Source organism: Grimontia hollisae CIP 101886 (genome assembly GCF_000176515.1).
Lineage (GTDB): Bacteria > Pseudomonadota > Gammaproteobacteria > Enterobacterales > Vibrionaceae > Enterovibrio > Enterovibrio hollisae.
In genome coordinates this window covers 361456-388133 of record NZ_ADAQ01000011.1, presented here as the reverse complement: position 1 = coordinate 388133, position 26678 = coordinate 361456, and the positions used below count along the sequence as shown (strand labels likewise).

Annotated in this window: 20 protein-coding genes and 1 tRNA gene; 9 read left to right on the top strand and 12 right to left on the bottom strand. The window is 49.1% G+C overall.

The genetic code is table 11. The features are described from left to right. The first annotated feature begins 85 nt into the window (after positions 1 to 85). Complete coding sequence (locus tag VHA_RS08050) at positions 86 to 2008, top strand: DNA topoisomerase III (RefSeq protein WP_040528706.1); 1923 nt, start codon at positions 86 to 88, stop codon at positions 2006 to 2008. Here the strand turns inward: VHA_RS08050 and VHA_RS08045 are convergent. The 5 genes from VHA_RS08045 to VHA_RS08025 all read right to left on the bottom strand — a co-directional run bounded on the left by VHA_RS08045 (position 2005) and on the right by VHA_RS08025 (position 7044). Beyond that, positions 2005 to 3600 carry a GGDEF domain-containing protein gene (locus VHA_RS08045; protein ID WP_005503415.1) on the bottom strand — a complete coding sequence of 532 codons (1596 nt, stop codon included), beginning with the start codon at positions 3598 to 3600 and terminating at the stop codon, positions 2005 to 2007. The two genes, VHA_RS08050 and VHA_RS08045, sit on opposite strands and share 4 nt — an antisense overlap. A 250-nt stretch (positions 3601 to 3850) precedes the next feature. Beyond that, positions 3851 to 4609 (bottom strand): sulfite exporter TauE/SafE family protein, encoded by a 759-nt coding sequence (locus VHA_RS08040; protein WP_005503413.1) that lies wholly within the window; start codon positions 4607 to 4609, stop codon positions 3851 to 3853. Between the two features lie 95 nt (positions 4610 to 4704). After that, a tRNA-Pro gene (locus VHA_RS08035) sits at positions 4705 to 4781 on the bottom strand. Between the two features lie 114 nt (positions 4782 to 4895). After that, positions 4896 to 6770, bottom strand: a complete 1875-nt coding sequence (locus VHA_RS08030) for a DUF3413 domain-containing protein (protein ID WP_005503411.1) — start codon at positions 6768 to 6770, stop codon at positions 4896 to 4898. 55 nt (positions 6771 to 6825) lie between these two features. Next, positions 6826 to 7044, bottom strand: coding sequence for a DUF1414 domain-containing protein (locus VHA_RS08025; RefSeq protein WP_005503409.1), 219 nt, complete (start codon positions 7042 to 7044; stop codon positions 6826 to 6828). 76 nt (positions 7045 to 7120) lie between these two features. Here VHA_RS08025 and yejK point away from each other — a divergent pair, with 76 nt between their 5' ends. The 6 genes from yejK to VHA_RS07995 all read left to right on the top strand — a co-directional run bounded on the left by yejK (position 7121) and on the right by VHA_RS07995 (position 15482). Beyond that, positions 7121 to 8134 (top strand): nucleoid-associated protein YejK, encoded by a 1014-nt coding sequence (gene yejK, locus VHA_RS08020; RefSeq protein ID WP_005503408.1) that lies wholly within the window; start codon positions 7121 to 7123, stop codon positions 8132 to 8134. A gap of 291 nt (positions 8135 to 8425) precedes the next feature. Then, positions 8426 to 9616 (top strand): Hpt domain-containing protein, encoded by a 1191-nt coding sequence (locus VHA_RS08015; RefSeq protein WP_005503407.1) that lies wholly within the window; start codon positions 8426 to 8428, stop codon positions 9614 to 9616. A 9-nt stretch (positions 9617 to 9625) separates the two neighbouring features. Next, a complete protein-coding gene (locus VHA_RS08010) occupies positions 9626 to 12130 on the top strand; it encodes a hybrid sensor histidine kinase/response regulator (protein ID WP_005503406.1) in 2505 nt (834 codons plus the stop codon). A 353-nt stretch (positions 12131 to 12483) separates the two neighbouring features. Continuing rightward, positions 12484 to 13470, top strand: coding sequence for a TRAP transporter substrate-binding protein (locus VHA_RS08005; protein ID WP_005503405.1), 987 nt, complete (start codon positions 12484 to 12486; stop codon positions 13468 to 13470). Positions 13471 to 13524: 54 nt separating this feature from the next. After that, complete coding sequence (locus tag VHA_RS08000; RefSeq protein WP_005503404.1) at positions 13525 to 14082, top strand: TRAP transporter small permease; 558 nt, start codon at positions 13525 to 13527, stop codon at positions 14080 to 14082. Beyond that, on the top strand, positions 14079 to 15482 hold the full coding sequence (locus tag VHA_RS07995; RefSeq protein WP_005503402.1) for a TRAP transporter large permease: 1404 nt from the start codon (positions 14079 to 14081) through the stop codon (positions 15480 to 15482). The genes VHA_RS08000 and VHA_RS07995 overlap by 4 nt, the downstream gene beginning before the upstream one ends. 73 nt (positions 15483 to 15555) lie before the next feature. On the opposite strand, the gene VHA_RS07990 is transcribed toward VHA_RS07995, so the two are convergent. The 4 genes from VHA_RS07990 to nhaC all read right to left on the bottom strand — a co-directional run bounded on the left by VHA_RS07990 (position 15556) and on the right by nhaC (position 19667). Then, a complete protein-coding gene (locus tag VHA_RS07990) occupies positions 15556 to 16677 on the bottom strand; it encodes a M20 family metallopeptidase (protein WP_005503400.1) in 1122 nt (373 codons plus the stop codon). A gap of 63 nt (positions 16678 to 16740) precedes the next feature. After that, positions 16741 to 17202 (bottom strand): YjiG family protein, encoded by a 462-nt coding sequence (locus VHA_RS07985; RefSeq protein ID WP_005503398.1) that lies wholly within the window; start codon positions 17200 to 17202, stop codon positions 16741 to 16743. Next, positions 17202 to 17927: a nucleoside recognition domain-containing protein gene (locus tag VHA_RS07980; RefSeq protein ID WP_005503396.1), complete on the bottom strand. Its 726-nt coding sequence runs from the start codon at positions 17925 to 17927 to the stop codon at positions 17202 to 17204. The genes VHA_RS07985 and VHA_RS07980 overlap by 1 nt, the downstream gene beginning before the upstream one ends. A gap of 297 nt (positions 17928 to 18224) precedes the next feature. Then, entirely contained in the window at positions 18225 to 19667 is a 1443-nt protein-coding gene (gene nhaC, locus VHA_RS07975) for a Na+/H+ antiporter NhaC (protein WP_005503395.1), read from the bottom strand. A gap of 579 nt (positions 19668 to 20246) precedes the next feature. On the opposite strand from nhaC, the gene asd reads away from it, so the two are divergent. Next, complete coding sequence (gene asd / locus VHA_RS07970; RefSeq protein ID WP_040528488.1) at positions 20247 to 21365, top strand: aspartate-semialdehyde dehydrogenase; 1119 nt, start codon at positions 20247 to 20249, stop codon at positions 21363 to 21365. Between the two features lie 126 nt (positions 21366 to 21491). Here asd and sodB read toward each other — a convergent pair whose 3' ends face one another. Further along, the gene (sodB, locus tag VHA_RS07965) at positions 21492 to 22076 is read right to left on the bottom strand and encodes a superoxide dismutase [Fe] (protein ID WP_005503393.1); all 585 of its coding nucleotides are present in this window, start codon (positions 22074 to 22076) and stop codon (positions 21492 to 21494) included. A gap of 331 nt (positions 22077 to 22407) precedes the next feature. Between sodB and VHA_RS07960 the strand changes: the two genes are divergently transcribed. Next, positions 22408 to 22746, top strand: coding sequence for a Grx4 family monothiol glutaredoxin (locus VHA_RS07960; protein ID WP_005503392.1), 339 nt, complete (start codon positions 22408 to 22410; stop codon positions 22744 to 22746). 71 nt (positions 22747 to 22817) lie between these two features. Here VHA_RS07960 and VHA_RS07955 read toward each other — a convergent pair whose 3' ends face one another. Both VHA_RS07955 and VHA_RS07950 read right to left on the bottom strand, forming a co-directional pair. After that, complete coding sequence (locus VHA_RS07955) at positions 22818 to 24140, bottom strand: Na+/H+ antiporter family protein (RefSeq protein WP_005503391.1); 1323 nt, start codon at positions 24138 to 24140, stop codon at positions 22818 to 22820. Between the two features lie 168 nt (positions 24141 to 24308). Further along, a complete protein-coding gene (locus VHA_RS07950; RefSeq protein WP_005503390.1) occupies positions 24309 to 26651 on the bottom strand; it encodes a VolA/Pla-1 family phospholipase in 2343 nt (780 codons plus the stop codon). Between the last annotated feature and the right edge of the window lie 27 nt (positions 26652 to 26678).

The following is a 26678-nucleotide window of genomic DNA, read 5'->3' as shown; positions in this document are numbered from 1 at the left end:
AACTGGATGGATATCCAGTTAATTGTTGTTAACCCTTTTTAATTTCGATAAATTGTTGGCTAACGACCCTTTGGTTTTGTATTCCATGACTCGACTTTTTATCGCAGAGAAACCCAGTCTCGGCCGCGCTATCGTTGCCGCGCTTCCCAAACCCCATAAGAATCACGAGGGATATGTTGTTGCTGGTAATGGTGATACCGTGACCTGGTGTATTGGCCATTTGCTTGAGCAAGCTGAGCCTGAAGCCTATGACGAAAAATACAAAACCTGGCGGTTGGATGATTTACCTATCCTTCCTTCGCAATGGATCCTTAAGCCGCGAAAATCGGCCACCAAACAATTGGGTGTGGTGAAAAAACTGCTCAAGCAGTTTGATGATATTGTCCATGCCGGTGACCCAGACAGGGAAGGCCAACTGTTGGTGGATGAAGTGTTCAGCCACGCCAAACTGCCTGAAGCCAAGAAGAAACGCATTCAGCGTTTGCTGATCAACGACCTGAATACCTCCGCGGTGAAAAAGGCATTGTCTGCACTGCGCAGCAACGCAGAGTTTATTCCGTTGTCGGTTTCTGCGCTGGCGCGCTCAAGGGCAGACTGGCTGTATGGCATGAACATGTCCCGCGCGTATACCTTGCTGGGTAAACAGGCGGGGTATCAGGGGGTGTTGTCTGTCGGGCGTGTCCAGACCCCGGTTCTTGGCCTTGTTGTCCGTCGTGACCGTGAAATTGAAGCCTTTGTGCCTAAGCCTTTCTATCAACTGGATGCGGTGATCCCCTATCAGGGCAGCGATATCCTTGCTCGCTGGCAACCGAGTGAAGCGTGCCAGCCCTGGCAGGATGACGAAGGGCGGGTCTTGGCGAGAAAGCTGGTCGAAAATGTGGCGCGCCGGATTGAAGGCCAGCCAGCAACAGTGGTGAAGGCTGAACGTAAGAGTACCAAACAATCTGCCCCGCTGCCCTATAGCCTTTCTACGCTGCAAATTGATGCGGCCAAGCGGTTTAATATGAGTGCAGCTGATGTGCTCGCGTGTTGTCAGGCACTCTATGAAAAACACAAGGTGATCACCTACCCACGTTCAGATTGTCGTTATCTGCCAAAGGGCCACTTCAACGAAGCGCAAGGTGTGGCGGCAGCGATTAGTAAAACCGCCGATACCCTGTCAGAAGCGGTGAAAAGCGCCAATTTCTCCCTCAAGTCGAAAGCCTGGAATGACAGTAAGGTAGAAGCACACCATGCTATTATTCCAACCTCAAAAAGCAGCAGCGCATTGAGTGGACGGGAGCGTGATGTGTACGAGCTGATTGCGCGCCAGTACCTGATGCAGTTTTATCCGCCAGCGGAATATGCCGAAGCCAAGCTGGATTTCGATATCGCAGGTGGCCTGTTTATCGCCAAGGGTAAAAAACTGATGTCACCGGGTTGGCGTGCGCTGCTGCCCCGCGACAACACGGCACAAAATGAGGACATCGACAGCCTGGTGCCGCCGCTTGATAAAGGGACAGTACTCACCTGTGCCCGGGGGAATATCAAAGACTGTATGACAGAGCCGCCAAGGTATTTTACTGAAGCAACCCTGCTACAGGCGATGACGGGAATTGCCCGGTTTGTGAAAGATCCTTCGCTGAAGAAAATTTTGCGTGATACCGATGGATTGGGCACGGAAGCGACGCGCGCCGGGATTCTGGATCTGTTGTTTAAGCGTGGCCTGCTTTCTCGGGAAGGTAAGCAGATCCGATCAACAGTATCAGGAAAGGGGTTGATAGATGCCCTGCCCGAAAAGGCCAGTTATCCGGATATGACAGCCCACTGGGAGCGCCAGTTGCAGGATATGGCGGAGAAGAAAGGGGCGTACCAGCCGTTTATGGCGGCGTTGGAATCTGAGCTGACTATGTTGATGGAAACCGTCCGTCTGGGGCCAGTGCCTGACAGTTTGCGTTCATTGCCCGCCCAGCCAAACCGATTCAAAAAAGGCACAAGGCGAGCGAGGACTTCCAAGCGCCGTCGTTAAAAAACGAAGGCCTGATTCTTTCCAGCGCTTTTCGCTTCATAGAGCGCCACATCTGCATCAATAAAAAGTTGTTGCTGGTTGTTCGGTTTATCAGGAATAGTGGTTTTGCCACCAATGCTGATGGTCACTATGGGTGCGATCGGGGAGCCACCGTGAGGGATTGCTAAGTTTCGCACAGCATCCAGGGCGCGATTGGCAACACACAATGCGTTTTCACGACTGCTGCCCGGCAGAAGAAACACGAATTCCTCACCGCCGAAACGAGCTAGAAGGGCTCCGGCCCGGCGCTCAACATTGCTGAGGGCTTCGGCGACTTTGGTCAGGCACTGGTCACCGAGTGCATGGCCGTATTTATCGTTGTATTGCTTAAAGTGGTCGATATCGACAATCAAAATCGAAAGTGGTGTTTGGTAGCGTAATGCCCGACGCCACTCTTCGTCCAGTTTTTCATCCAGCATCCGGCGGTTAGGCACTTGGGTCAGGCTATCCTCGCGGGAGATCTGATTCAGGCGCTTATTGGCTTCTTCAAGCTGTGCGGTGCGCTCCACAACGCGATGTTCAAGAGACAGGTTCAATGCCTTCAGATCGTCTTGCGCCCGACGCTGGATAAGGTGTTGTGACATGGTGACACCAAGTAACTTAAGCAGTTCACTGTGGTAGCTTTTCAGCGGTGTTCGGGTGATGAGGTTATCACAGGCAATCCAGCCGATAGGTTCATCACCGTCCCATAAAGAAATCGTGGCATTCCATCCGATACCTACTTGTTGGTTATTATGATAAAGCGGCGTATTGTCATGGATAGTGATGTGCTGTTTCTTATCCAGAGTGGTTTTCGCATGGTGATGTTCGTGAATGGCCGTGCAGTACCCTTGCTCGTTGGTTACCCTCCCATTGATGTCGGTGCCATAAGTCCCACGCATCAAGCCTGTGTGACTGTTAATTAGGAATATTGCCATCCGGTCGAAATCAAGTGCATGAATACATTCGTAAACCGCAGTATGCAGCATATTGTCCAACGAGTGAGCATGCCAAAGACGCAGCGAGATTTTATGCAGTATATGGAGCTGCTCTAACAGGCCTTTTTGCGCGCTGACTTCCTGCACCAGTTTCCTCTCTGTTTTCTGGTGGTCAGCTTTTTCATGGTTCAATAATTGATGCTGCAGATGGCTGTCTAGTGCGCCGGATAGCAGCAGTGCTAGCATGTTCTCTGCGTGCATATCAGATTTGACAGGCTCAGCGGTGCTAATTACCAGACAGCCAAACTCAGTGCCACGCATCATCAACGGCAACAATAGATGACATTGGTCGCGTTGGAGGCGGTGATCATCGGTCTTCAATAATGTCGTTAGTAAATGTAGTTCTGTGTCATTGAGATCGGCAGTGGGCAGGGAAATACAGTGACTGCCTGACTGGATATCTGCTAGTTGCCCCCAGCCATTGCCGTCTTCCGACTTGAGCATGAGCTGGCAACGGCATTTAGGGGCCAGTTCGTCAAAAATAAGGCCTAGAGCCAAGCAAAATCCATCAAGATCTTTTTGAGGGGAAATCGCCTCACCTGCTTTCAGGCAGAATGCGTAATCCAAAGCAATCATGCCCCTGACTCCCTGTGACTGAAAAATAAAGAAGAATGTGATGTTAATTCTAATCTTTAGGCATCAGTATGACAGCAAATAACACTGTCAATATCTGATTTTCTTTCATCTTCGACAGACTTCACAAGGGAGTTTAATGCTGTGTGATACACGTAATGCGTTTGCGTTATATAAGGTTATTTACTTGATATAACGGTAAAATTCAGGATGTTTTTGTTAGAAGACCTTTACCGAGGAAGGTCTGCTGACCCTAGGCGCTATAAGCAAAAACCACACCGACTAACGTCATCAAAAACAGAAACCATTTGAGCAGTTTGGGGTCCGCTTTGATGGCAAATTTTACTGCTATCCAGGCACCAACCATCGCCCCTACAGCCAGCAACAATCCGGGTAGCCAGAGAATCAAATCCTGCCAGATGAAAATGGCTAGGGAAACCGTAGTAAAAGCGAGGGTACAAACGAGTTTTAAGGCGTTTCCCCGTACCAAATCGTACCGCAGGGTGCCACAAAGCGCAGCGATAAGGACGAATCCCACACCGGCCTGTACAAACCCACCGTAGAAACCTGCAATGCCTAGGCCAATCCAGGACGAAGGTGTTTCACTGACTTTTCGCGCGCATTCTCCCTCATGGGGCATGACGGCTTGTGGCTTGACCAGCATAATAAAAGCCATCAACAACATGGTGCCAAGCAACAGGGGTTTTATGATGGATGATGGGAGCCAGGCAGCGGATGTTGCGCCTACAGCACCACCGACCAGCGTGGGGATCAGGATAGGGAGCAGGTCGGTATTGTCGAGACGTTTATGATGGCGAAACCCGGCAACGCCAGACACGCTTTGCATAAATACGCCTACACGGTTGGTCGCATTGGCCACTTCGGCTGGCATGCCGAGCACAATCAGTGCCGGAATGGTGAGGTTTGACCCGCCACCAGCGAGTGTATTGATAATGCCTGCTACGAAGCCGAGGATCACCAGCAACGCACCAAACTCGATAGAGACATCCATTTCGCTATCCAAGTCATTCAATAAGGAACTGAATACTAACTAAGAATGCGGAAATGAAAAAGCCCACAGCAAAAAAGCTGTGGGCTTGGAATAAATGGTCGGTCTGACTGGATTTGAACCAGCGACCCCTGACACCCCATGACAGTGCGCTACCAGGCTGCGCTACAGACCGACTCTATGGCCGCTATGTTACGAGTACACACTGAAGGTGTCAATTGTCTATCTTTGTTAAATCCGCGAATTTCAACCGTTTGGCTAAAAAGAAGCCATTTCGTGGAGGCTACCTTTATTCAAGCTCTTCTGTTTTGTAAAACCGTTTCATTTCATGCATAACCTGCATGAGCACGGAAAGCTGGGGTTTACCCTCTGGCTGAAGCTTGTAATTGCTGTCATAAACACGGTAGTTGCCGAATTTATCGACCACTGTGGTTTTGTCTGGCTGAACAACGACGATATCGCGGCTGTCTCCCGCGATGACCCAACGTCTTGGTTTATCAGGCAGTTCAAACAAGTTATGACCACTGGTGTAGTTGGCCGATGGGCTGTCTACGGCCAGCATAGATTCCAGCAGTGTAGGCACGATATCCAGATGTGAGCTGTAGACATCAATTTCACGTGGTCCTTGATTTGGCCAGTGGATAACCAGTGGTACCTGAAGCTGGTATTTGCTGTAATTGGTGTTTGCCCCCCAGCTGTTTGACCCGGTTTCGTTAAACTCAGCGCCATGGTTAGAGGTAATGATCACTACCGTGTTTTCGAGCTGGTCGTTTTCTTCCAGCGTATTGAATATTTCCCCCAGCAGGGTATCTACATAGTAAGCAGCATTGCTGTAGCTGTTTTTCAGTACAAGTGCGGTCTGTTCCCCCACACTGGCTAACTCATTGTCAAGGGAAGGCTGGAAAGGACGTTCATAGTCACCACCCTGCTCGAAGTCAGTGACACTTTTCAATTCTAGGTAGGCAAACCACGGATTGGTATCACCCTCTTGAATCCAGTCATTCAAGTTGTCAGCTGCAATATGGTCAGCCACCCAGGTTTCTGATGCCTGGTTTTTTGGGGCTTGTTCAAGGTGCTTACCAAAAATGCTCTGGTAATAGATTGGGTTGGTAAAGTTATCTGCACTGAAGAGGCCGAAACGATAGTGACGCTTCTCCAGTGTATCAATCAATAGCGGGCTTAACCCTTCTGTGCGGGCACTTTGGGCATAGCTGCCGGGCAAGCCGTAAAACAGGCCGAAAATACCCGCCATGGCATCGTTGCTTGAGCTGTAGTGATGGATAAAGTTCAGGTTGCTGTTGGCAAACTGGTTCAGGTTGGGCATCACGACAGGGTCAAGCATGTCGGCGCGCAGGCTGTCCACCATGACCATCAATAAGTTTGGATTAAAGCTACTCGCCGTTGCCGAAAATGAAAGCTTTTCAAGTGGATAGCGAATAACCTCGCTTTTTTGATCGCCCATGGCGTCTTTGCGGCGCTGGTATTCCTTGCGATCCAGCAGACCATATTTTTCCATGAATGTCTTTGCCGTCATCGGGTAAGACACCGGGAAATTAGCGCGCTGGGCCGTCACAGGGCTGTACAGGAAGGCATCTGCCCAGATATGGATCAGGTGGCTGGCGATAAAACAGATTGCAAACACAGTGGCGATAGGCACGCCGACACGCTTGCGCGACAGTTTACGCAATTTGCGCCAAACCCACTCTGAGATAATCAACTCAAGCAGAAAAATCGCAGGCACGACCACAAACAGATACTGCCAGTGGGCATTCATGTCCGTTTTTTCGCCGCTGAGTAACAGTTCCCACACCAAAGGGTTGAGGTGCAGGTGCATGGTTTCGTAGGCGTAGATGTCGAGCAGCAGCACTGTCATGCCGGCGGTGGCAGCCAAAACGGCAAACAATCTCATCAAACGCTGGGACGGGATCAGAAAACTCGCCGGGAAGATAACCAAAATATAGACGGCGAAAACCAAAAAGCCGAAGTGTCCAATCCAGGTGAGTAATTGGTAGGTTTGGCCCAGTAGGGTCTCCGGCCAGCCCGAATGGGCTATATAGCGGGTGCCCAGCAACATGGCTGCGATAATGTTAAAAAAGCTGAACCAGTGCCCCCAGCTTACAAGCTGTGACACTTTATCCTTATAGGTGTTTCCGCTGTCTACCATATAGGGTCAATTCTTCTCTTTATTCCACTGCGCGTAAATTGTTGGCGCGGTTTATTTACTCTGTATCGATAGAAGACAGCAGAGCTTGAGCAAATTTTTCCGCAATCACTTTGCGTTGTGCGGCAGGTAAGTTGTTGTTAATGATATTGGTCGCGATATTGCCAACCACCATCAACGACAGATCAGTAGAGACTTTGTGCTTTTCAAGAACATTGACCACATCTCCCAGGATCTGTTCAACGTTTTTATCTTGATATTTAGAAGTAACAGGCATAGAAACTCTTGTCTTGTGTCAATAGAAGCCGCGTATAATACCCCACACTCTAGTCTGACGAAAAATGTTTTCAATTATGAGCCTCACGCTTTCAAACGTAATTCTTCACCAAATCAAGAAAGAGGGTGAAGACACGCTGGTTGTTCAACTGAGAGATCAACTGTTAACCCATTCACCTTCCACGGAAAATCTTATCAGCGAAATCCACCGCGTGTATAACGCGAAAGCAGGAAAAGGCTTTGGTCAGTTTGCTGAGGAGAGTGAATTCTGTGGGTGGTTGAAAGCCTGCCGCAAACAGGAAATGGCCTTTCTGGATTTCTCTACACAGTCAGCTGAGCGCCTGAAGAATGAATTATCAAAATACCCTTTTGCACAGGAAGGGGTGCTGGTGATTGCAGAATATCGCTCGTTGGCGACGGAATATCTTTTTATCGGCTTATTAGAGTCAAAAGCCAGTATGAAGGTCACTGACGATCTTGAAATCAGCAGTACGGACTACCTTGACGTCGCCAGAATGGATATTGCTGCACGGATCGATTTGTCAACCTGGGAAAGTGACGCAGATTCGAACCGTTACCTAACGTATATCAAAGGCCGTGTGGGCCGCAAAGTAGCAGATTTCTTTCTGGACTTTATGCAGGCAGAAGTAGGGATGGACGCAAAGCAACAAAACCTTGTGCTGATGCAAGCCGTGGAAGACTATTGTGCAGACTCACGCTTGGATAAAGAAGAGAAGCAGCAATACCGCAAACAGGTCTACGACTACTGTAACGGTCAACTTCAGTCGGGTGATGAAGTGGTGGTGAAGGAGCTTGCCAGCGAATTGCCACCTAATGCTCAAGGTGTTGACTTTTACCAGTTTGCGACCGAACAGGGGTATGAGCTGGAGGAAAGCTTCCCGGCAGATCGCACATCGATGCGTAAACTGACCAAATTTGTGGGCGGTGGTGGTGGCCTTTCCATCAACTTTGACAGCATGTTGTTGGGCGAGCGCATTTTCTATGATCAGGAGACCGATACCTTGACCATTAAAGGTACGCCGCCCAACCTTCGTGACCAATTGACACGCCGTTTGAACGTCGACGAGTAAGGTTGTGCAAGCACCATGAAACAGGTGTGCGGTGTTTCATGGTGCGTTTTTATATATGCAACTTTGTAAAAGTGTGTTTGCAAACCAAGATAAATTGCCTAAGTTAAAAGAAACTACTGTAAAAACTTTGGACACTGTATTCCGTCCCTTCGTCCCGAAACTGTATTTCAACCCAAAGGACTGACTGTGATCCCACCGCTTCAACAGCTTGGATTAAACAAACTTTTCCTTTCAACAAAGCGATTTCGTCGCCGTGTTAGTGGTCTGCTCCTGTTATTTTGGGGTGGGTTTGTGGCCGCAGTGATCTTTGCGTTGTTTTCCTATTCCAACATGAACCATACCCGTGCCCATGCCGGGCACATCGTCACGCTAAACAATGCTGCTCAGCAACTGCGCCAGACGGTGTCTGCGTCAATGATTAACCAACGTAGTGAGCTACTTCAGCTTGAGAAAGAAGTGCAGCACTTCCGTTATCTATTGCTGCGCACCAAATCCTATGCCATTGAAGACCACTGGGATGATATACAGGCAACATTGCTGGAAGCGGATGCCTTTGTTGAAGATGTCGATAACCTGCTGGCATCTATTTACTCCATCTCTGTTGTAACGGAACAACTCAAACAACTCAAACAACTCAATGACAGCGCCCGCGATCCAGCGTTGAAAGGTTTGCTACAAGGCATAAGCAGTTACCTCTTGTTCGAATTGCAAGGTCTCAATGATGTCGAAAGCCAAAACCGGATTGCCCGGTTTAACAATTTTGTCGGGGAACTCGAAAACGCGTTTTCCCAAATGCCAGCTGGAATGAAACACAATACGCTTTTTGAGTTATACGCAGGGCTTGAGCGCCTGAGCCGGCAACTGGACAGTGTGGATGCGGTAACTAATCACCAATTTGTCCGCTCTATCACCCAGCAGCAAAGTTACTGGACGACCCGGACACTGCTACTGCTCGATCAAACCATGACGTCTATGTTTATTGCGTTTGGTTTTCTTATTGGCCTGCTTTTTTTCTCTTTCCGTCATGGCAAGGCCAGTTCACAAACCGTCACCACCACACACGAAGACAGTTCTGATATGAAAACACGTGACAGTACAGGGGGGGGTACGTTTGTTGAACCTCTGGAGCCAGTGTTTGAACCCGCGGTGTTGAAAGAGCAGTTGGAAGGTGATAACGATGCCATGGACGCGGTGTTGACCATGTTTGTGGCTGAGCATCAAAATGATGCCAAGACACTGAGAGAGCATGTTAATGCTGGTGAACTGGCCCGTGCCCGCACCCTGATTCACAATATCAAAGGCGTGGCCGGGAATATTGGCGCAGAGGCACTTCAGCAGTGCTGTGTTCAGGTAGAGAACCGGTTACGCAACGGCGAATGGATTGGAGAAAATGACATAAAGCAGTTTGAAAAGCTCCTTTGTGTCACGATCCAGACCGTGCAGAAAGAGATAGAAAATGCCAATAAAATAACGGCATCTTAAGGATAGAACATGTTTGAAAAGGATGTTCCATTCTATAAAACCATGAGTTTCAAAGCCCTCTGGATTCTGGGCATGATGCTGGCTGTTGTTGTTATCACGATTGTTTACGTGTTGGATACCACAGGTAACAGCATGGTGAGGGAAAGTGCCAACCAGCGAGTGGAAGCACAGGTGGAAACGGTCGCACAGAGTCTCGGGCAGTTATCTAACAGTGTGAGTACCGTGGCGCTGTCGTTGGCGGAATCCCTGTCACTGGATGACAGGGATGTGGCGATTGAGCAAAAACTGGCGAACATGTTAAGCAACCCAAATATACGGGATGTGGTTGCCAGTGGCGGTTTTTGGCCAGAACCCTACCTTTACGATGATAAGAAAATCAAAGCGTCTGTCTTTATTGCCCTTGATGACGAAGGCGTGTTTTACCGTATTCACGATTACAATAAACCCGAAGCTATCCCCTACCAATTGTCAGAATGGTATGCCCCTGTTCGATATGCCCGTGACAGTGCATATTGGTCGCGCTCCTATATTGACCCGTATACCAACGAACCCATGGTAACGTGTGCTGTCCCCATGTTTACGGGAGGACGTTTTGTGGGTGTGGTGACCATTGATGTAAAGTTGGCGCGGTTACAAACCTTCTTGACTCGGAGTGGGGAAAAGCTGGGTGGCTACATGCTGATGCTGGATCGAAGTGGCGCCATGATGTCTTTCCCCGAAGCAACATATGCAGCAAACCCTTTATTGAGCCCATTACCCAGCATGAAGGACATCACCACTACGGTACCGAATTTTGCTGAGCTGGCACTGGTGATCAGTCAGGCAATACAAGTCGAACGCCTGCTTGGACAGGGTAATCCTAATGTGGTGAGTCTTGCCAAAGCCATCGCGTCGGCATCACCGGAAATTGACTTAGGATATGCTGTTTCTGTTGCTTCGGGCCTTATCCCGAATCCCTCTGTGTTCCGGAGCACAGAAAGACTTTTTATTCACCGGTTGGAAGACGATCCCATTCTTGATGAAACGACTCTGGTCTTCGGGCGTATCTTGCCTGATAGCAATTGGACACTGGTGGGATCATTGCCCGAGAGGCTTTTGCTGGTGGAAGCGACGCAGCTGAAAAACGACCTCTTCTTTGCCATGGCATTGGTGGCCATTGTTTTGGTCTGTATTACCTATGTTTCGATCCACATCCAAATTGTCCGGCCAATGGCACGGGTCCGTAATGCCCTGACCCAAAAGAACCCGGATGAGCCTTATTCACCGATTGATTATCGGGAAAAAGATGAGCTTGGCATGTTGGTATCAGCGTTTAACCAGCTTAGCGCGAGCCTTGTTGATGCAAGGGAACGGGCGATTAAGGCGGCACGGGCCAAGCAATTGTTCCTTGCCAACATCAGCCATGAAATACGCACCCCAATGAACGGCATCCTCGGAGCGGCTTCACTGATGCAGGATGAACCTATGTCTGCCAGGCAGGCGGAGTACTTGTCAGTGATTGCCCACTCTTCCAGGGGGTTAATGGCATTGATCAATGACCTTCTTGATTTCAGCAAAATGGAATCTAACCACTTGAAGCTTGAAGAAGCGCCCTTTGATCTGGAGAAACTGGGCAAATATGTGCATGACCTGATGCTGCCGACTATAAACAATAAACCCCAGCTGGCCTTTGAATTCCGTTATGAGGATACCTGCCCCCGGTATTTTCTTGGCGATGCGCACCGCATTGAGCAAGTTATGCTAAATCTGGTCTCCAATGCGCTCAAATTTACTGAAACTGGTGTGGTCAGTTTCAGTATTTCGATGCGAAAAGAGCAGGGGGGATACACAGGTGTTTGTCTTCGTGTCTCTGATACCGGTGTGGGGATTGCGCCGGAGAAGCACAACATGATTTTTGATGAATTCCAGCAAGCAGACACGTCGACGACACGTCAGTTTGGCGGTTCTGGACTCGGGCTGGCGATCACCAAGCAGTTGGTCGACCTGATGGGGGGCACGATTTCTGTTGAGAGTGAATTAGGGCGGGGTAGTGTATTTAACGTTTTTCTTCCGCTGCAAATAGAAAAAGACAGTACTGACGTAAAGGGCCGCGAATTGCTGAAGCAACACAACAATGCGTTTGCCGGGAAACACTGTCTTCTGGTGGAAGATAACACCATTAACCTGATGATTGCTGAAAAGATGTTGGAAAAGTTTGGCTTTACTGTTGATAAAGCGACCGATGGTGTATCTGCTGTTGAAAAAGCGTCGACTCACGGTTATGACATTATCTTTATGGATATCCAGATGCCAATGATGGATGGCCTTGAAGCGACCCGGCGAATCCGGGCAAGTGACAACTTCAACCAACGTACACCTATTGTGGCAATGACGGCCAATGTATTGAAAGACGATATTTGGCGCTGCATCAGCAATGGAATGCAAGGGCACATTGGTAAACCACTGCGAGAGAGCGATATTTACAGTGTCAGTTTTAAGGCATTGTCGGCGGAAAAAAAGATATTCGTGCCGTGACAGTTATCACGCCTCATATCGCGAATGTTATAGACAGTGTTATCCCGCTGCCAAGCGTTTGACGATGAACCAGTCTGGTCGTTTCTTCACGGCTCCCATTTACCGATCTTATTGACAGTTTCCTGCATTGCAATGTGGGGGATGCGTTTTGGCATTTATTAGTCTCCCGGGAAACGAGCGAATGGGTGGATTTTCACCCATTTGATTCTCGGTGCGTCTCATTTTTGTTTTTCTATTGTTAATTTGTTGTTTTTATTTGAGTGCGTTTCTTTTTCCTCAACTAGACCTTAAAAGGCAAATGTCCCGATGTTGTATTTGGGGCATAACGACACAAGGAATGAAGAGGAAACGCTATGAAAAAGCTCTCGACGATGTTTTCGGTGCTGGTGCTTTGCGCAGGGATGACCGCTGGTGTCCAGGCAGCACCGGATACCATCAAATTTTCACATGTGGTTGCTGAAAATACGCCAAAAGGACAAATGGCGTTGAAGTTCCGTGATCTGGTTGCAGAGCGTATCGGCGACAAATATGTGGTTGAGGTTTACCCTAATTCGCAGCTTTTTGGTGACGGTAAAGAAATGGAAGCCCTGTTGCTTGGAGATGTCGAGTTTATCGCGCCTTCTCTCTCCAAGTTCTCAAAATACACAAAGAAACTCCAGGTGTATGATCTGCCATTTCTTTTCAAAGACATGGCTGCCGTGGACCGTTTTCAGCAAAGTCCGGCCGGGCAAGCATTGCTGTCATCGGTTAACAGCAAAGGTCTGATTGGTTTGGGTTACCTGCACAATGGCCTGAAACAGCTTTCTGCCAACGATCCACTTCGCGTCCCCGGCGATGCTGACGGCAAGAAGTTCCGTATCATGAGCTCAGATGTACTGGCCGCGCAGTTTGAGGCTGTTGAGGCAGTGCCGCTGAAAAAACCTTTCTCGGAAGTCTTTACCCTGTTGCAGACCCGTGCAATCGACGGACAGGAAAATACCTGGTCAAACATCTATTCCAAGAAATTCTTCGAGGTACAGCCATATATCACTGAATCCAATCATGGTGTACTGGATTACATGGTGACCACGTCGATGGAATTCTGGGATACGCTGCCGGATGAAGATCGCGTCGTGCTGAAAAAAGCGCTGGATGAATCTGTCGCCTATGGCAATGCTATCGCCAATGACAAGGTCATGAAGGATCGCCAGAACATTCTGGACTCTGGCCGCAGTGAAATCATCACTCTGACAGATGCAGAGCGTCAGCAATGGGTGGAAGTGATGAAACCGGTTTGGAAACAATTCGAGGAAGAAATCGGTGCAGAGGTGATTGAAGCGGCTGTCGCTGCTAACCAGTAAATGTTGTAGCCCGGCCAGGGAATTCCGGCCGGGCTTTTTATTTGGGAGTATGAAATGGCTAGGTTATTACACCGTTTTGAAGAAGGGGCGATAGGGCTTCTTCTGGTGACTATGACGCTGCTGGTGTTTTTTGAAGTGGTGCTGCGCTTCTTCTTCAATGAAGGGCTGCTCTGGGCGCAGGAGCTGACGCTCTACCTTTCCGCTTGGCTGGTTCTTATGGGCGCATCCTGGGGACTCAGGGAAGGGGCACATATCGGTGTCGATGCTGCTATCAAACACCTTTCGCCAACTGCGCAAAAAGCAGTCACCCTGCTTGCGCTTGCATTGTGCCTGGTTTATTGCGGGTTGTTCATTTATGGCTCGTGGGTCTATCTGAGCAAAATGAAAATGATCGGCATTGAAATGGAAGATTTGCCGGTTGAAAAATGGAAGGCGATGTCTTGCCTTATCCTCGGCTTTGGCCTGCTGACCCTTCGGGTTCTCACCATTGGCTATGAGGTATTGACCGGTTCCCGTGCCGGTTTTGGGCTGGTGGATGAAGCCAAGGAAAGCATGCACCTTGCCGAAGAGGTGACCAAGGAAATGGAAAGCCGGGAGGAGCAAAACAAATGACCATTGCCGTACTGTTTGGATTGCTGTTCCTTTGCATGTTTATGGGCATGCCGATTGCCATTGCACTGGGCTTGTCAAGCGTGGCAACCATCCTGATGTTTTCCAACGATTCGCTGGCATCGATTGCACTCAAGCTTTTTGAAGCAACCAGCGAACACTATACCTTGCTGGCTATCCCGTTTTTTATTCTCTCCTCGGCGTTTCTGTCGACAGGGGGCGTGGCGCGCAGGCTGATCAATTTTGCCATTGATTCGGTTGGCCATGTCCGCGGTGGGTTGGCGATGGCATCGGTTATGGCCTGTATGCTGTTTGCCGCGGTGTCAGGCAGTTCGCCTGCAACTGTTGCCGCGATTGGTTCTATTGTGATTGTCGGCATGGTGAAAGCGGGTTACCCCAAAGCCTTTGCGGCTGGCGTGATCGCCAATGCCGGTACGCTCGGGATCCTGATCCCTCCTTCCATCGTGATGCTGGTGTATGCCGCAGCGACGGAAGTGTCTGCTTCCCGTATGTTTATGGCAGGCTTTATTCCGGGCCTGATGATGGGCGGCATCCTGATGTTGGCCATTTATATCGTTGCCCGTATTAAGGGGTTGCCATCGCAGCCTTTCCCGGGAGTGGGGGTTCTGGCTCGCTCGGGTCTGCGCGCACTTGGCGGTCTGATGCTGATCATCATTGTGCTTGGCTCGATTTACGGCGGGGTAGCCAGCCCTACTGAAGCGGCGTCTGTGGCCGCTGTCTATGCATGGTTGGTGAGTGTCTGGGGGTATCGCGACATTGGGCCACTAAAACATACCCCATGGCGCAAAGAAGGCGAAGGGACCGTTGTGATGCTTGTACGTAACATGGCAGCGTTACCTGTGGTGATGGTGAAATCGTTCACCGACAAGGAAGTGAACCATGTGGTTCGTGATGCAGCAAAAGTCAGCATTATGCTGTTGTTTATCATCGCCAATGCGATGTTATTTGCCCATGTGCTGACCACTGAACGTATCCCGCATACCATTGCTGAAGCGATTGTTGCCTGGGGATTACCGGCCTGGGGTTTCCTTATAGTGGTGAATATTTTGCTGCTGATCGCGGGTAACTTTATGGAGCCGTCAGCCATCTTGCTGATCATGGCACCGATCCTGTTTCCGATCGCGACACAGCTGGGTATCGACCCGATCCATTTGGGCATTATCATGGTGGTGAACATGGAAATTGGCATGTTGACCCCACCGGTTGGCCTCAACCTGTTTGTAACTGCTGGGATAACGGGTGAAAGCATGGGCTGGGCAATCAAGGCGGCGCTGCCTTGGCTTGGTCTGTTGCTGATCTTCCTTATCCTTATCACTTACATTCCGCAGATTTCGTTGTTCCTGCCGGATTATCTCGACTCGTTACGCGGGTACAATTCGTGACAAGGCAATAACAGAGCCTGATAAAACGACCAAAGGGCGCAGAGGCGCCCTTTGTTTATGCCCAACGTACCCATTAAGCCAGTTTGGTGATCACGCGCTTTAACAGCTCGATGCGTGGGGCGATAGAATCCAGTTCCAGATATTCATCGTCACTGTGGAAACCGGCACCGACAGGACCAAGGCCATCCAGCGTTGGAATACCCAAAACCGCAGTCAGGTTGGCGTCTGAACCGCCGCCAACGGCTTGCCAGGTAATGTCGATACCCAGTTCACGTCCCGTTTCTTCAACCAGCGCCATCAGTGCTTCGGTTTTATCGCTTGGCACCATGGAAGGTTTGTACGCTTCGCGCTCAAGCACAATGCTTACGCCATCAATAAATGGCGTTTCAGTCATGGCATGAATTTTCTGGTGGATAGCGTCATATTCATCGTTATCCCAGAAACGGACATCAACGATGGCTTCTGCATGTTCAGGGACAATGTTTGCGCCTGCACCACCGTTTACCACGCCCACGTTCAGTGTCGTTCCGGATTCAAAGTTGGTCATTTCATTGATTGCGACAATCCAGTGTGCCATCTCTGAAATTGCACTACGGCCTTTCTGTGGCTCATTGCCTGCATGGGCCGCTTTACCGTTAAAAGTCATTTTATAACGGGCCATGCCTTTGCGAGCTTTGACCAATGAACCGTCCTCACGGGCGGCTTCGGCAACCAGCACAGTGCGCGCATTTTCTGCCACAGATTTTAACCAGCTTCCTGAGTGCAGGGAGCCAATTTCCTCATCAGGGTTCATGCACACACAAACCGACATTTTCTCCAACACTGCCGGATCAATATCGCGAAGGGCATAGACGATGTTCAGCAAGCCAGATTTCATGTCTGATACGCCAGGGCCGTAAGCACGTTTTTCATCAAACGTCATTGGGCGTTTTGCCGCAGTACCGACCGGGAACACAGTGTCCATATGACCAATCAGCATCAGGTCAATCACATCGCTATCCGGCTTGTTGCGGATTTCAAGGCCAGGGCCGGCAATGCCACAGTCAACGCGCTTGATATGCCAGCCACCCATCTGTTCATATTTGGCAGCCATCATGTCGGCAACTTTCTCGATACCCTCAACCGTCAGGGTGCCGCAATCCAGATCAATCAATGGACGCAGCTCTTCAAGATACGCATTTACATCAAACTTCATTCTAATTCTCGCTTTCCTTGATGGAAAAAGGGCACCCCTTGGCAGCAGTGCCCGATAAAAAGGTTATACCAGAACATTCATCACAAACATTGCGCCAAAGGCGTTGATCACAGAGATCAGGATCATAACGGGGATGTAGCGGCCTTCGGTACCAATCGGGCCAAGGATCCGGCCAAGATACTGAACCTGTGAACCCATCAGGTAGATAGCGGGCGCCAGAATAGCGATGTGCTGGCCGTTCAGGATGCCTTGGTCAAACAGGGTGATCACCACACCCACACCACCGCCCATTGACATCCATGCACCAATAAGTACTGCCGCCGCTTCACCAGGCAGGCCGAAGATTGCCATAATGGGAGAGAAAAGGGTGCCCATGGCATCCAGTGCGCCGGTGATTTGCAGCGCTTTAATAATCACGAATGCCATCAGGACGTTGGGAACTGTTGATAAGGTGGCAATGTTCCAGCCTTTCTTAGCGCCTTCAACGAAGATGTCGGTGATCATAGGTTTCTTGGTAACACTCATTATGCTTTCTCCCCGTTTTGTGCCTGTCCTGCCTGGTTTTCTTTTCCTTCAGTGAGGTTCAGGTAGATGCGGAAAAGGTTGGCACCCACGATTTTGAAAATGAGCATCATCCCGACAGCCAGGCCAATCGAAGAGGTTACTGCCATGGAACCGTCTGCGAGGGTCAGGGTAAACAGCACTGCGCCGGAAGAGAAAAAGTTCACGATAGTGGCACCGGCAGAGAACTGGAACATGGTGAAAATATCGGTTTCGCGTTTGGTTAGCTGGCCTTCATCTTTGAGCTGGCGGGTCATTGCAGCGCCTGCATCGGTGCTTTGCAGTGACGCGATCAGGGCCAGACCCGTGTTGCCGGGAATGTTCATCAATGGGCGCAGTAATGGTGTGAGCAGCTTGCGTGCTGCGTCCAGAGCACCGTAGTGCTCCAGAACATTAATCATGCCCAGTGCGAACATCACGGTTGGGATCAGTGTCAACGCAAACAAGAAACCGTCGCGCGCACCGTTACCGCCTTTACCGCGCATAGATGTTGTAGCGGCTTCCACGCCCTCAGCTGTTTCTTTAACGTCATAAACAACGCTGCCGAATGAACCGTTCAGGGTGGTGAAATCGAAGATGCCGTACCATTGGTTCGATTGAAGCAGACCGGAAAAAAAGACAATGGCAAAGGCAAGGGCAATGTAACTGCCAGCGGTGACTTTGCGAGCCTGTTGCTCAGGAGTGGACATGGTAATTCCCCAAAATATTTCGATAAAAGAACGCATTGATTTTGCTCATGCAACAGAGTTAAACGTTGATTGGTGTCAATCCGCATGCCAGAAAGTGATAATGAGATGAGGTTTTGCAAGGATGTGAGATCTGGATCGATATTTTATGTTGCTATACTGTTTTTACAGGGTTATCGGCAGTGATCTATTTTATTTTTTTGATGATAGGAAGCATGAAGTAAGGTGGTGATGGCTTTTCAGAAGGAAGGAAAAACAAAAAAAGGTGCCGGAGAAGGCACCTTTGTCTTGTGAGGGTAATTAGGCTTTTTGTGCAATAGCGTTAACGGCTTCTGCTTCTTCTTTGTTAACCGTTTCAGCTTGCGGTGGGCAACGGTCAACAAACCAACCCATGTAGGAAGTCAGAATTGTCACGATAATACAGACGAAGCTCAGCCACATAAACGGGGCGTAGGATAGTGTTGCCACACCCAGGATGCTCGCCATGTAGATACCGTTGTCGCTCCAAGGCACCATACCTGACGTCAGGGTGCCACCGAATTCGGCATTTCGTGACAGGTTCTTACGCTGGTAGCCCAAGCGGTCGTAGTTTTTGGCGCAGATTTTTGGCGTCAGGATCAATGATACATACATTGCTGAGCCAAATACGTTACCCAAGAACGCAGTGCCTATGGTTGATGCAGCCAGGCTGCCTGCAGACTGTACTTTGCGCTCAAACAGTTTGGCGATCGTTTCCAGCACGCCTACTTTATCAAGCAGACCACCGAAGCCCAGACCAAAGACGATAACCGCGACAGAACCCAGCATGGATTCCATACCACCACGGTTCAGGATAGCATCGATAAACGCGACACCGGAGTCGATAGAGTAAGGTGCCCAAGCGGTGTTGAAGGCATCCAGTGGTGCCATGTCCTGTACCATCACTGCCCATACAATACCCAGAATGGAACCGAGCGAGATGACCGGGAATGAAGGCAGACGCATTGCCAGCAGCACCAGTACAATCACAACCGGAACAAAGCTCAATGGAGAGATCACAAACTGCGCTTCCATTGCTACGATGACATCGTTCACCTGAGCCATATCGACGTTTCCGGCGTAATGCAGTCCAAGTGCGGTGAACAGGATACCTGTAACGACATAGCTGATCAGCGCAATAGGCAGCATACCTTTGATATGTTCCATGATTTCCACGCCAGACATCGAAGACGCCAAGATCACGGAGTCTGACAATGGAGAAAGCTTATCGCCAAAGTAGCAACCAGACAGTACGGCACCGGCTGTTACCGGAGCGGGTACGCCCAGCCCCTGGCCAATACCCATCATTGCAATACCGGCAGTACCCGCTGCACCCCAGGAGGTACCGGTAGCGAGAGCCGTCAACGAACAGATGATCATCGTTGCTGCAAGGAATATTGAAGGGTGAATGGCTTTCAGGCCGTAATAGATGATAGTTGGCACAATACCACCGGCAATCCAGGTACCGACCAGCGCACCAACCGCAAGCAGGATCAGTACCGCACCTAATCCGTTAGCAATGCCTTGTGTGGCGGCTTGTTCTAGGTCTTTGTAAGAATGACCTAACTTGATACCGAGGCCGATGATGATAAACCAGCCGATATAAAGCGCGAGTTGAATAGGCAGGTCCAGTTTGGCTGTAAAGGAAAACGCCAGTAACAAGAATAGACCTAGCGCTGCAAATACTTGAAAAAAAGAGGGAAGTTGCACCGGATGTCTTAGCATAGTTCAAACCTTTGTTGAGTTTGGCCCTTTAGCTCCTTGCTATGGATACCTGCAGCCACTTGGCTTAGGGTAAAAAATTATCATTGTATTTGGGCTCGAAAAGCTACCTTCCTGGCGGCGTGAGTACTTTATCCAAAGACGGATAATTCGGGGAACAAGAATTTTGTTTTCTGTGACCTTTGCGCACTTGGTGTTATGCGGCGTAATTAAAGGTAAGCATTGTGTGTATTTTCTGTTGGTGTATGCGGTGTGCTACTGTTTTTGCCTGTTTTACTGATGTTTATGTGTTTGTTATATTGAAGGCCTTGGTATGACGTAACAGAGTTAAGCGTTCGTCGCGATGTGATGCTCGAAGTGCTGGCACAGTTACTTTTATCCCACCATTGTTCGAAAGCAAATTGCATTAAAAGAGAGTCCTGTCTGCTTTCAGCGCATCTTACCTCTGATCCGTTATGCCGTTTGTCTAATTTGGTTTTGCGTTTTCTTTGCCTCCACGAATAACCGCAGTTTTTGCTTGTTATTTGTGTCGTTAATTTTCAAGATAGGTGAAGAGTTTTATAACAAGGAGTGTGAGTAAGAATGAAAAGAGTAGGTTTGGTCGGCTGGCGCGGTATGGTAGGTTCTGTACTGATGCAGCGCATGGTAGAAGAAGGTGATTTCGACGTTATCGAGCCTGTATTCTACAGCACCTCTCAAGTGGGCATCTCTGCGCCGAATTACGGCAAAGATGCAGGTATGCTGCAAGATGCATTTGATATCGACAGTCTGAAAACGTTGGATATCGTAATTACCTGTCAGGGTGGAAGCTACACCGAAGCGGTATATCCAAAACTGCTGGAAGCAGGCTGGAAAGGCTTCTGGATTGATGCAGCATCAACCTTGCGTATGAAAGATGACGCAATCATCACGCTGGATCCGGTGAACTTCAAACAAATTCAGGAAGGCATTCACAAAGGCACCAAAGCCTATGTGGGCGGCAACTGTACCGTGAGCCTGATGCTGATGGCGGTCGGTGGCCTCTATCAGGAAGGCCTGGTTGAGTGGATGACAGCACAAACCTATCAGGCGGCGTCTGGTGCGGGTGCGAAAAACATGCGTGAACTGATTGCCCAGATGGGTACGATCAACGATTCAGTCAGCATGGACTTGGCAAATCCAGCCACGTCTATTTTGGATATCGATCGCAAAGTGGCAGAAACCATGCGCTCAGGCGATTTCCCAACCTCTGAATTTGGCGCGCCACTGGCGGGTTCATTGATCCCCTGGATTGATGTGAAACGTGAAAATGGCCAGAGCAAAGAAGAATGGAAAGGTACGGTAGAAACCAACAAAATCCTGGGTATTCAGGACAATCCGGTGCCTATTGATGGCACTTGCGTGCGCATCGGTGCCATGCGTTGCCACAGCCAGGCGTTAACGCTGAAGCTGAAAAAAGACGTGCCAATGGATGAGATTGAGAGCATCATTGCCTCTCATAACGACTGGGTGAAAGTGATCCCGAACGAGCGTGATATTACGGTGCAGGAACTTTCACCGACCAAGGTAACCGGTACCCTGTCTGTGCCTGTTGGCCGTCTGCGTAAGATGGCGATGGGTAATGATTTCCTCAATGCCTTTACGGTTGGTGACCAATTGCTTTGGGGAGCAGCAGAGCCCTTACGCCGCACACTGCGTATCATCCTTTCTGAAGTGGCGTAACCTACTCCGGAAACGTAAAAAGCCGCTGATAACCAGCGGTTTTTTTGTTTTCTCGTTAGCGAGCAAGCAAAAAAATACCCCGCTGGAGCGGGGTATCTTATCAATACTTAAGCGTTAAGCCTGGAATTAAGCAGCCAGGTTTTGTGCTACAAATTCCCAGTTAACCAGTGCCCAGAATGCATTCATGTAATCTGGACGCAGGTTACGGAAGTCGATGTAGTAAGCGTGTTCCCACAGGTCAACAGTCAGCAGTGGTGTGACACCTTCTTCAGTCAGAGGGGTGCCAGCGTTAGACGTGTTAACGATGTCCAGAGAACCGTCAGCTTTTTTCACCAGCCAGGTCCAGGAAGAACCGAAGTTGTTGATGGCGGAATCAGTGAACTTCGCTTTGAACTCTTCGAATGAACCGAAAGATTTTGCGATTGCGTCTGCAACATCACCGGTTGGCTCGCCGCCACCATTTGGGCTCAGGCAGTGCCAGTAGAAAGTGTGGTTCCAGATTTGTGCTGCGTTGTTGAACACACCACCGGTAGACGTTTTGATGATCTCTTCCAGAGATTTGTTCTCAAGCTCAGTACCTTCGATCAGGCCGTTCAGCTTAACAACGTAAGTGTTGTGGTGCTTGCCGTGGTGGAATTCCAGAGTCTCTTGGGAAATGTGTGGCTCAAGCGCGTTTTTCTCGTAAGGAAGAGCTGGTAGTTGAAATGCCATTACTCGATTCTCCATGATTGGCGGGGTTTCCCCCAGACATTATTGCTTCCTGTAGATTTGTCGTACACTTTAGGTAGTACCAGTCAGTGAACGAATCTACTTATAGACTGACTGCGGAACAGTTTAGCAAGTTTTTACTTTATTAAAAGAATAATTTTCAAAATTTCAGCGGAATTTGACCCTAAAGATTTTAGGCGTTTTTTTCCAGTCTGTTCCCAGTTAGAATCGAGAAATTCCCAAGCGACTTCAAGATGATCGCGCAGGTAACATTCCAACCATCATCTTGAGGTCGTTTGAGTCAAAGTCATCACACTTGGTGTTCGAGGAAGTAATGGAAACTATTGATAAAATCAAACAGCAGATTGAAGAAAATCCAATCCTGCTTTACATGAAAGGCTCGCCGAAGCTGCCTAGCTGTGGCTTCTCTTCTCAGGCAAGCCAAGCGCTGATGGCGTGTGGTGAAAAATTTGCCTATGTTGATATTCTGCAAAACCCGGATATCCGTGCGGAGCTGCCAATCTACGCACAATGGCCAACTTTTCCTCAATTGTGGGTTGAAGGTGAGCTGATTGGCGGTTGTGACATCATTCTGGAAATGTTCCAGAAAGGCGAGCTCCAGCCGCTAATTAAAAACGCAGCAGCACGCCGCGATATGGAAGATAACAACTGAGTTTTCTTTTCTACATAACAAAAAGCCTCTGAATTCAGAGGCTTTTTGTGTTTGTTTTGTCACTTATACATTTATAAGATCATTGCTGCCAGCCAACCAAAGCCGATCAGCGGTAGGTTGTAGTGGATAAATGTCGGGACGACAGTATCCCAAATGTGTTCATGTTGCCCATCGGTATTCAGACCTGATGTCGGGCCTAATGTTGAGTCAGAAGCTGGTGAGCCTGCATCACCCAGTGCAGCCGCTGTGCCAACCAACGCCACTGTTGCCATCGGTGAAAAGCCAAATGCCATGGCTAAAGGTACATAGATGGTGGCGATAATCGGAATGGTGGAAAACGATGAGCCAATGCCCATGGTTACCAACAACCCCACGACCAGCATCAGCAGGGCTGCCAGTGGTTTATTGTCGCCAATGGTTGATGACAGTGATGCTACCAGCGTTTCTACGCCGCCTGTTGCCTTCATAACCGCAGCAAAACCGGCTGCCGAGATCATGATAAAACCGATCATGGCCATCATGTGTACGCCGCGGGCAAATACGTCCTGGGTGTCTTTCCACTTGATGACGCCACCGAAGGTAAAGACCATAAAACCGGCCAGCGCACCCACGATCATTGAACCTGTGTAAAGCTGCACGCCTAATGCTGCTGCAATGGCAATCACGGCAATCAGAATATTCTTCGGTTGGAACTCTGTTTTCTCGGGTTCAGCCGCCAGGATCATTGCTTCTGAGTATTCGCGGGGTTTACGGTAGCTGATAAAAGTAGCAACCAACACACCAAATATCATTCCTGCCGCGGGAAGTAACATAGCTTGTGGTACCTGGCTGGCAACAATATTCAATCCATTGTCATGTAGATTCTTTAACAAAATATTGTTCAGGAAGATACCGCCAAAGCCAATGGGCAGTACCATATAGGGCGTGATCAAACCAAACGTCAGCACACATGCGACCAACCTACGATCCAATTTGAGCTTGGCGAACACATGCAAAAGGGGAGGGATCACAATAGGAATAAAGGCGATGTGTACAGGAATAACATTCTGTGAGGAAACCGCCAATAGCCCAAGAGCCACAAGCACCATATATTTTAGGGCCACTGAGGCATTTTCACTCTCTTTACCGTGGATTTTTCTCACCACAGACTGCGCAAGCAAATCGGTGATACCGGAACGGCTAAGCGCAACGGCAAAAGCGCCCAACATGGCATAACTCAGTGCGATGGTCGCACCGCCACCCAGCCCCCCTTCAAACGCTGAAATGGTTTCTGGCAGTGACATGCCGCTGATAACACCGCCTAAGACGGCACTAAACGTTAGCGCAACGACAACGTTTACCCGTAACAGGGCCAACGCCAGCATAACGCAAACCGCAATGACAACTGGATTCATACTTCTTATCCCTACAACAGCCCCAATGGAGCAAAATCTATCCCAAAAAGATAAAGATCACAGTTTGCTGATATTTTTGACGTTGTCGAGGGGAAATTGAAAGGAATTGGAGTGAAGAGCCAAAAGGCCAGCGGGTACTGGCCGTTTGTAGTGGATACCATGCCGGTACTATTCAAGCACGCTCGTGTCAGCGACAGTAAAGTCTTCCATAGCACCACTCAAGAATTGGACAAGTTGAGACTGCATTTCCACTGTATGGTTTACATCACTTAAATTGCCATTTTGCGGTGCGATAACTGAACTGTGTTGGCCCACTTCATTGAATTTGGTGACGTTGCGTCCATTGCTGGTGGCTTGCGAGTCACCGTCTACAACGGTTAAATCCAGAGCTGTTGCGAGAGGCAGTGTGCCAGCAAAAGGCGCACTCTCAACCGCATTAGGTACTGTATTGTCGTTTTTGACTTGCTGCATATAAATTGGCAAGCCGCTTAAAACGTTTGTCTCTGTAAAATCGTTTAGGTTGATAAGGTTGAAGGGATCAACAGTATCCAAAACGGTTTGTGCCGCATAAGCAAACTGATTCAAAATGTTCGCTTGTTCTGCTTGAGGGACACCTGCCGTGACAGTATCTCTAATGAGTGGTCCAAAAGTGTCCGACCCAATCAGAAGGTTTACGATTTGCCCCCCTGTGTTTGCTGCAGCGATCCGTGAGAATGTAAATAATGCGTCAGCACTACTATTGTCTGTGTCGGCACTGCTCAGGGTATTATTCGCCGTTACGATTGTGCCAAACCCGGTAATGCCACCCAGCGAGTGACCAAACAGTGATGGTTTTTGGGCTGTGGTATCATCCAGCAGTGCTAAGGGCGTGCCTGAAAACAAGCCAGACCCTTGTGAAAGGGTGACCGCAGCACGAAGACCGAGATTGTCTAAGACACTTTGTCGTAAATTGTCTCGCCCTACTGGCAGGTAAGCCAGATTCAGGTAGTTTGTCGCATCAACATTCGCAGATCGGGTTGAATCAAGACTGCGCTCACCATGGATAGGCTGGTCGATAGCCAAAATGGCGAGATTTTTACCTAGTCCCTTCGCGCCATTAATCAGGTTGGCAGCGAAGGCATACGCATTTTCTTTCGCTGAAGTGATGCCATGCTGGTAAATCACCAGCTCCATGGCGCCTGTTGGCGTTGTCGGGGTAAATAAGATAAATGGCACATCATCCAGAGATTTTACCTGCGGGATTGGGCTGTATCTGGTGATGATTCGCTCAGCGTCTAACTGTTCACCCGTACTGTCTGCCAATGTCAGGCCAACGAGTTTGAGTTGCTCGCTGATATTGTCTGCTAACGTTGAAACATCAATGCCAGCTTCGACAAGTTGCTGGGCTACTGTGCCAGCATGACGGCTGTCATTCAAAGCACTCGAAATCACCGCAAGGCTTGGCATACCCGATTCAAAGGGCGTGTTGTTCCAGGACGAAACATCCTTTTCGAGGAAATACGGCAGTTTCACTGTCCCTTTTGTAACGGTCACTGAATCTGCCGTGTAGGAACCTACCAAGAGAGGTGTCGCCGTTCCGTTGGGGTCAATGTAGGTGGCAAAGTTAGGGTCAGACTGGATTGCTGCCGCATAATCTTGGCCTGATGCTGGTACAGACATAAGATATGCCTGGGACATGTCTACATTGTTCGGGTTTGCTGAACCCTTCCACACAACATTGAAATTACCCGCTCCGGCTCCTTGAGCGATAGCGGCTTTTGTTGCATACAAGGTATCGCCAACTGATTGGGTTGAAAACCAAGAACTGTAAACGATGTCTTCCGGTTGAACACCCAGCGCGGAAAAGATGCTGTTCACACCTTGTGTGACAGCGCTTGCCGGCTTCAATGTATCAACAGGTGTAGGGTTTGATCTGGAGACCAGAGTAGCGTAAGAGCGCGTCATCCCCACGCTGTTGCCATTCACATCAGTAAAGCTGTCGGTAATAGCGAAAGCATACTCAGAAGATGCTTCGAGAGGCTTGGTGAATATCACCAATGCGGTATCTGATGCAGAATCTGTTTTAACAATATAGTCTGAACCGAGCGAGAGAACCTTTTCTATACTCGGGTTTTCTTCAGTTAACTTCTTGGTTAACTTAATAATACTGATGCCAGATGTTGGAAAGCCATCGGCAAGGCCAGCCCCTTTAAAAGACAAAATTAAAGGCATTGAAACTGGCCAGCCATCCATTGTTCCCATCGCTGCTGCTGGGTTAGATAACGCGTTGTCACCACCGGTTGGGATATCGAGTGTTCCGTCAGTCTGGTTCATCAGGATAAAACTAGGGCCCGGAATGTTGGCATCTGCCCCCGCAAGTTGGAAATGAACTTGTGTTGGTGCCTGCAGACTATCTTGAATATAGCCTTCAAAAGCCCTCTGGGATTCGCCGCCACTCAGTGAAGATTCACCGCCACATGCAACCAATCCAAAGACAGGGGCGAGAGCCAGTACAACAGTCTTCTTGTTCATCATTAATCCTTTATTCATGTTAATACT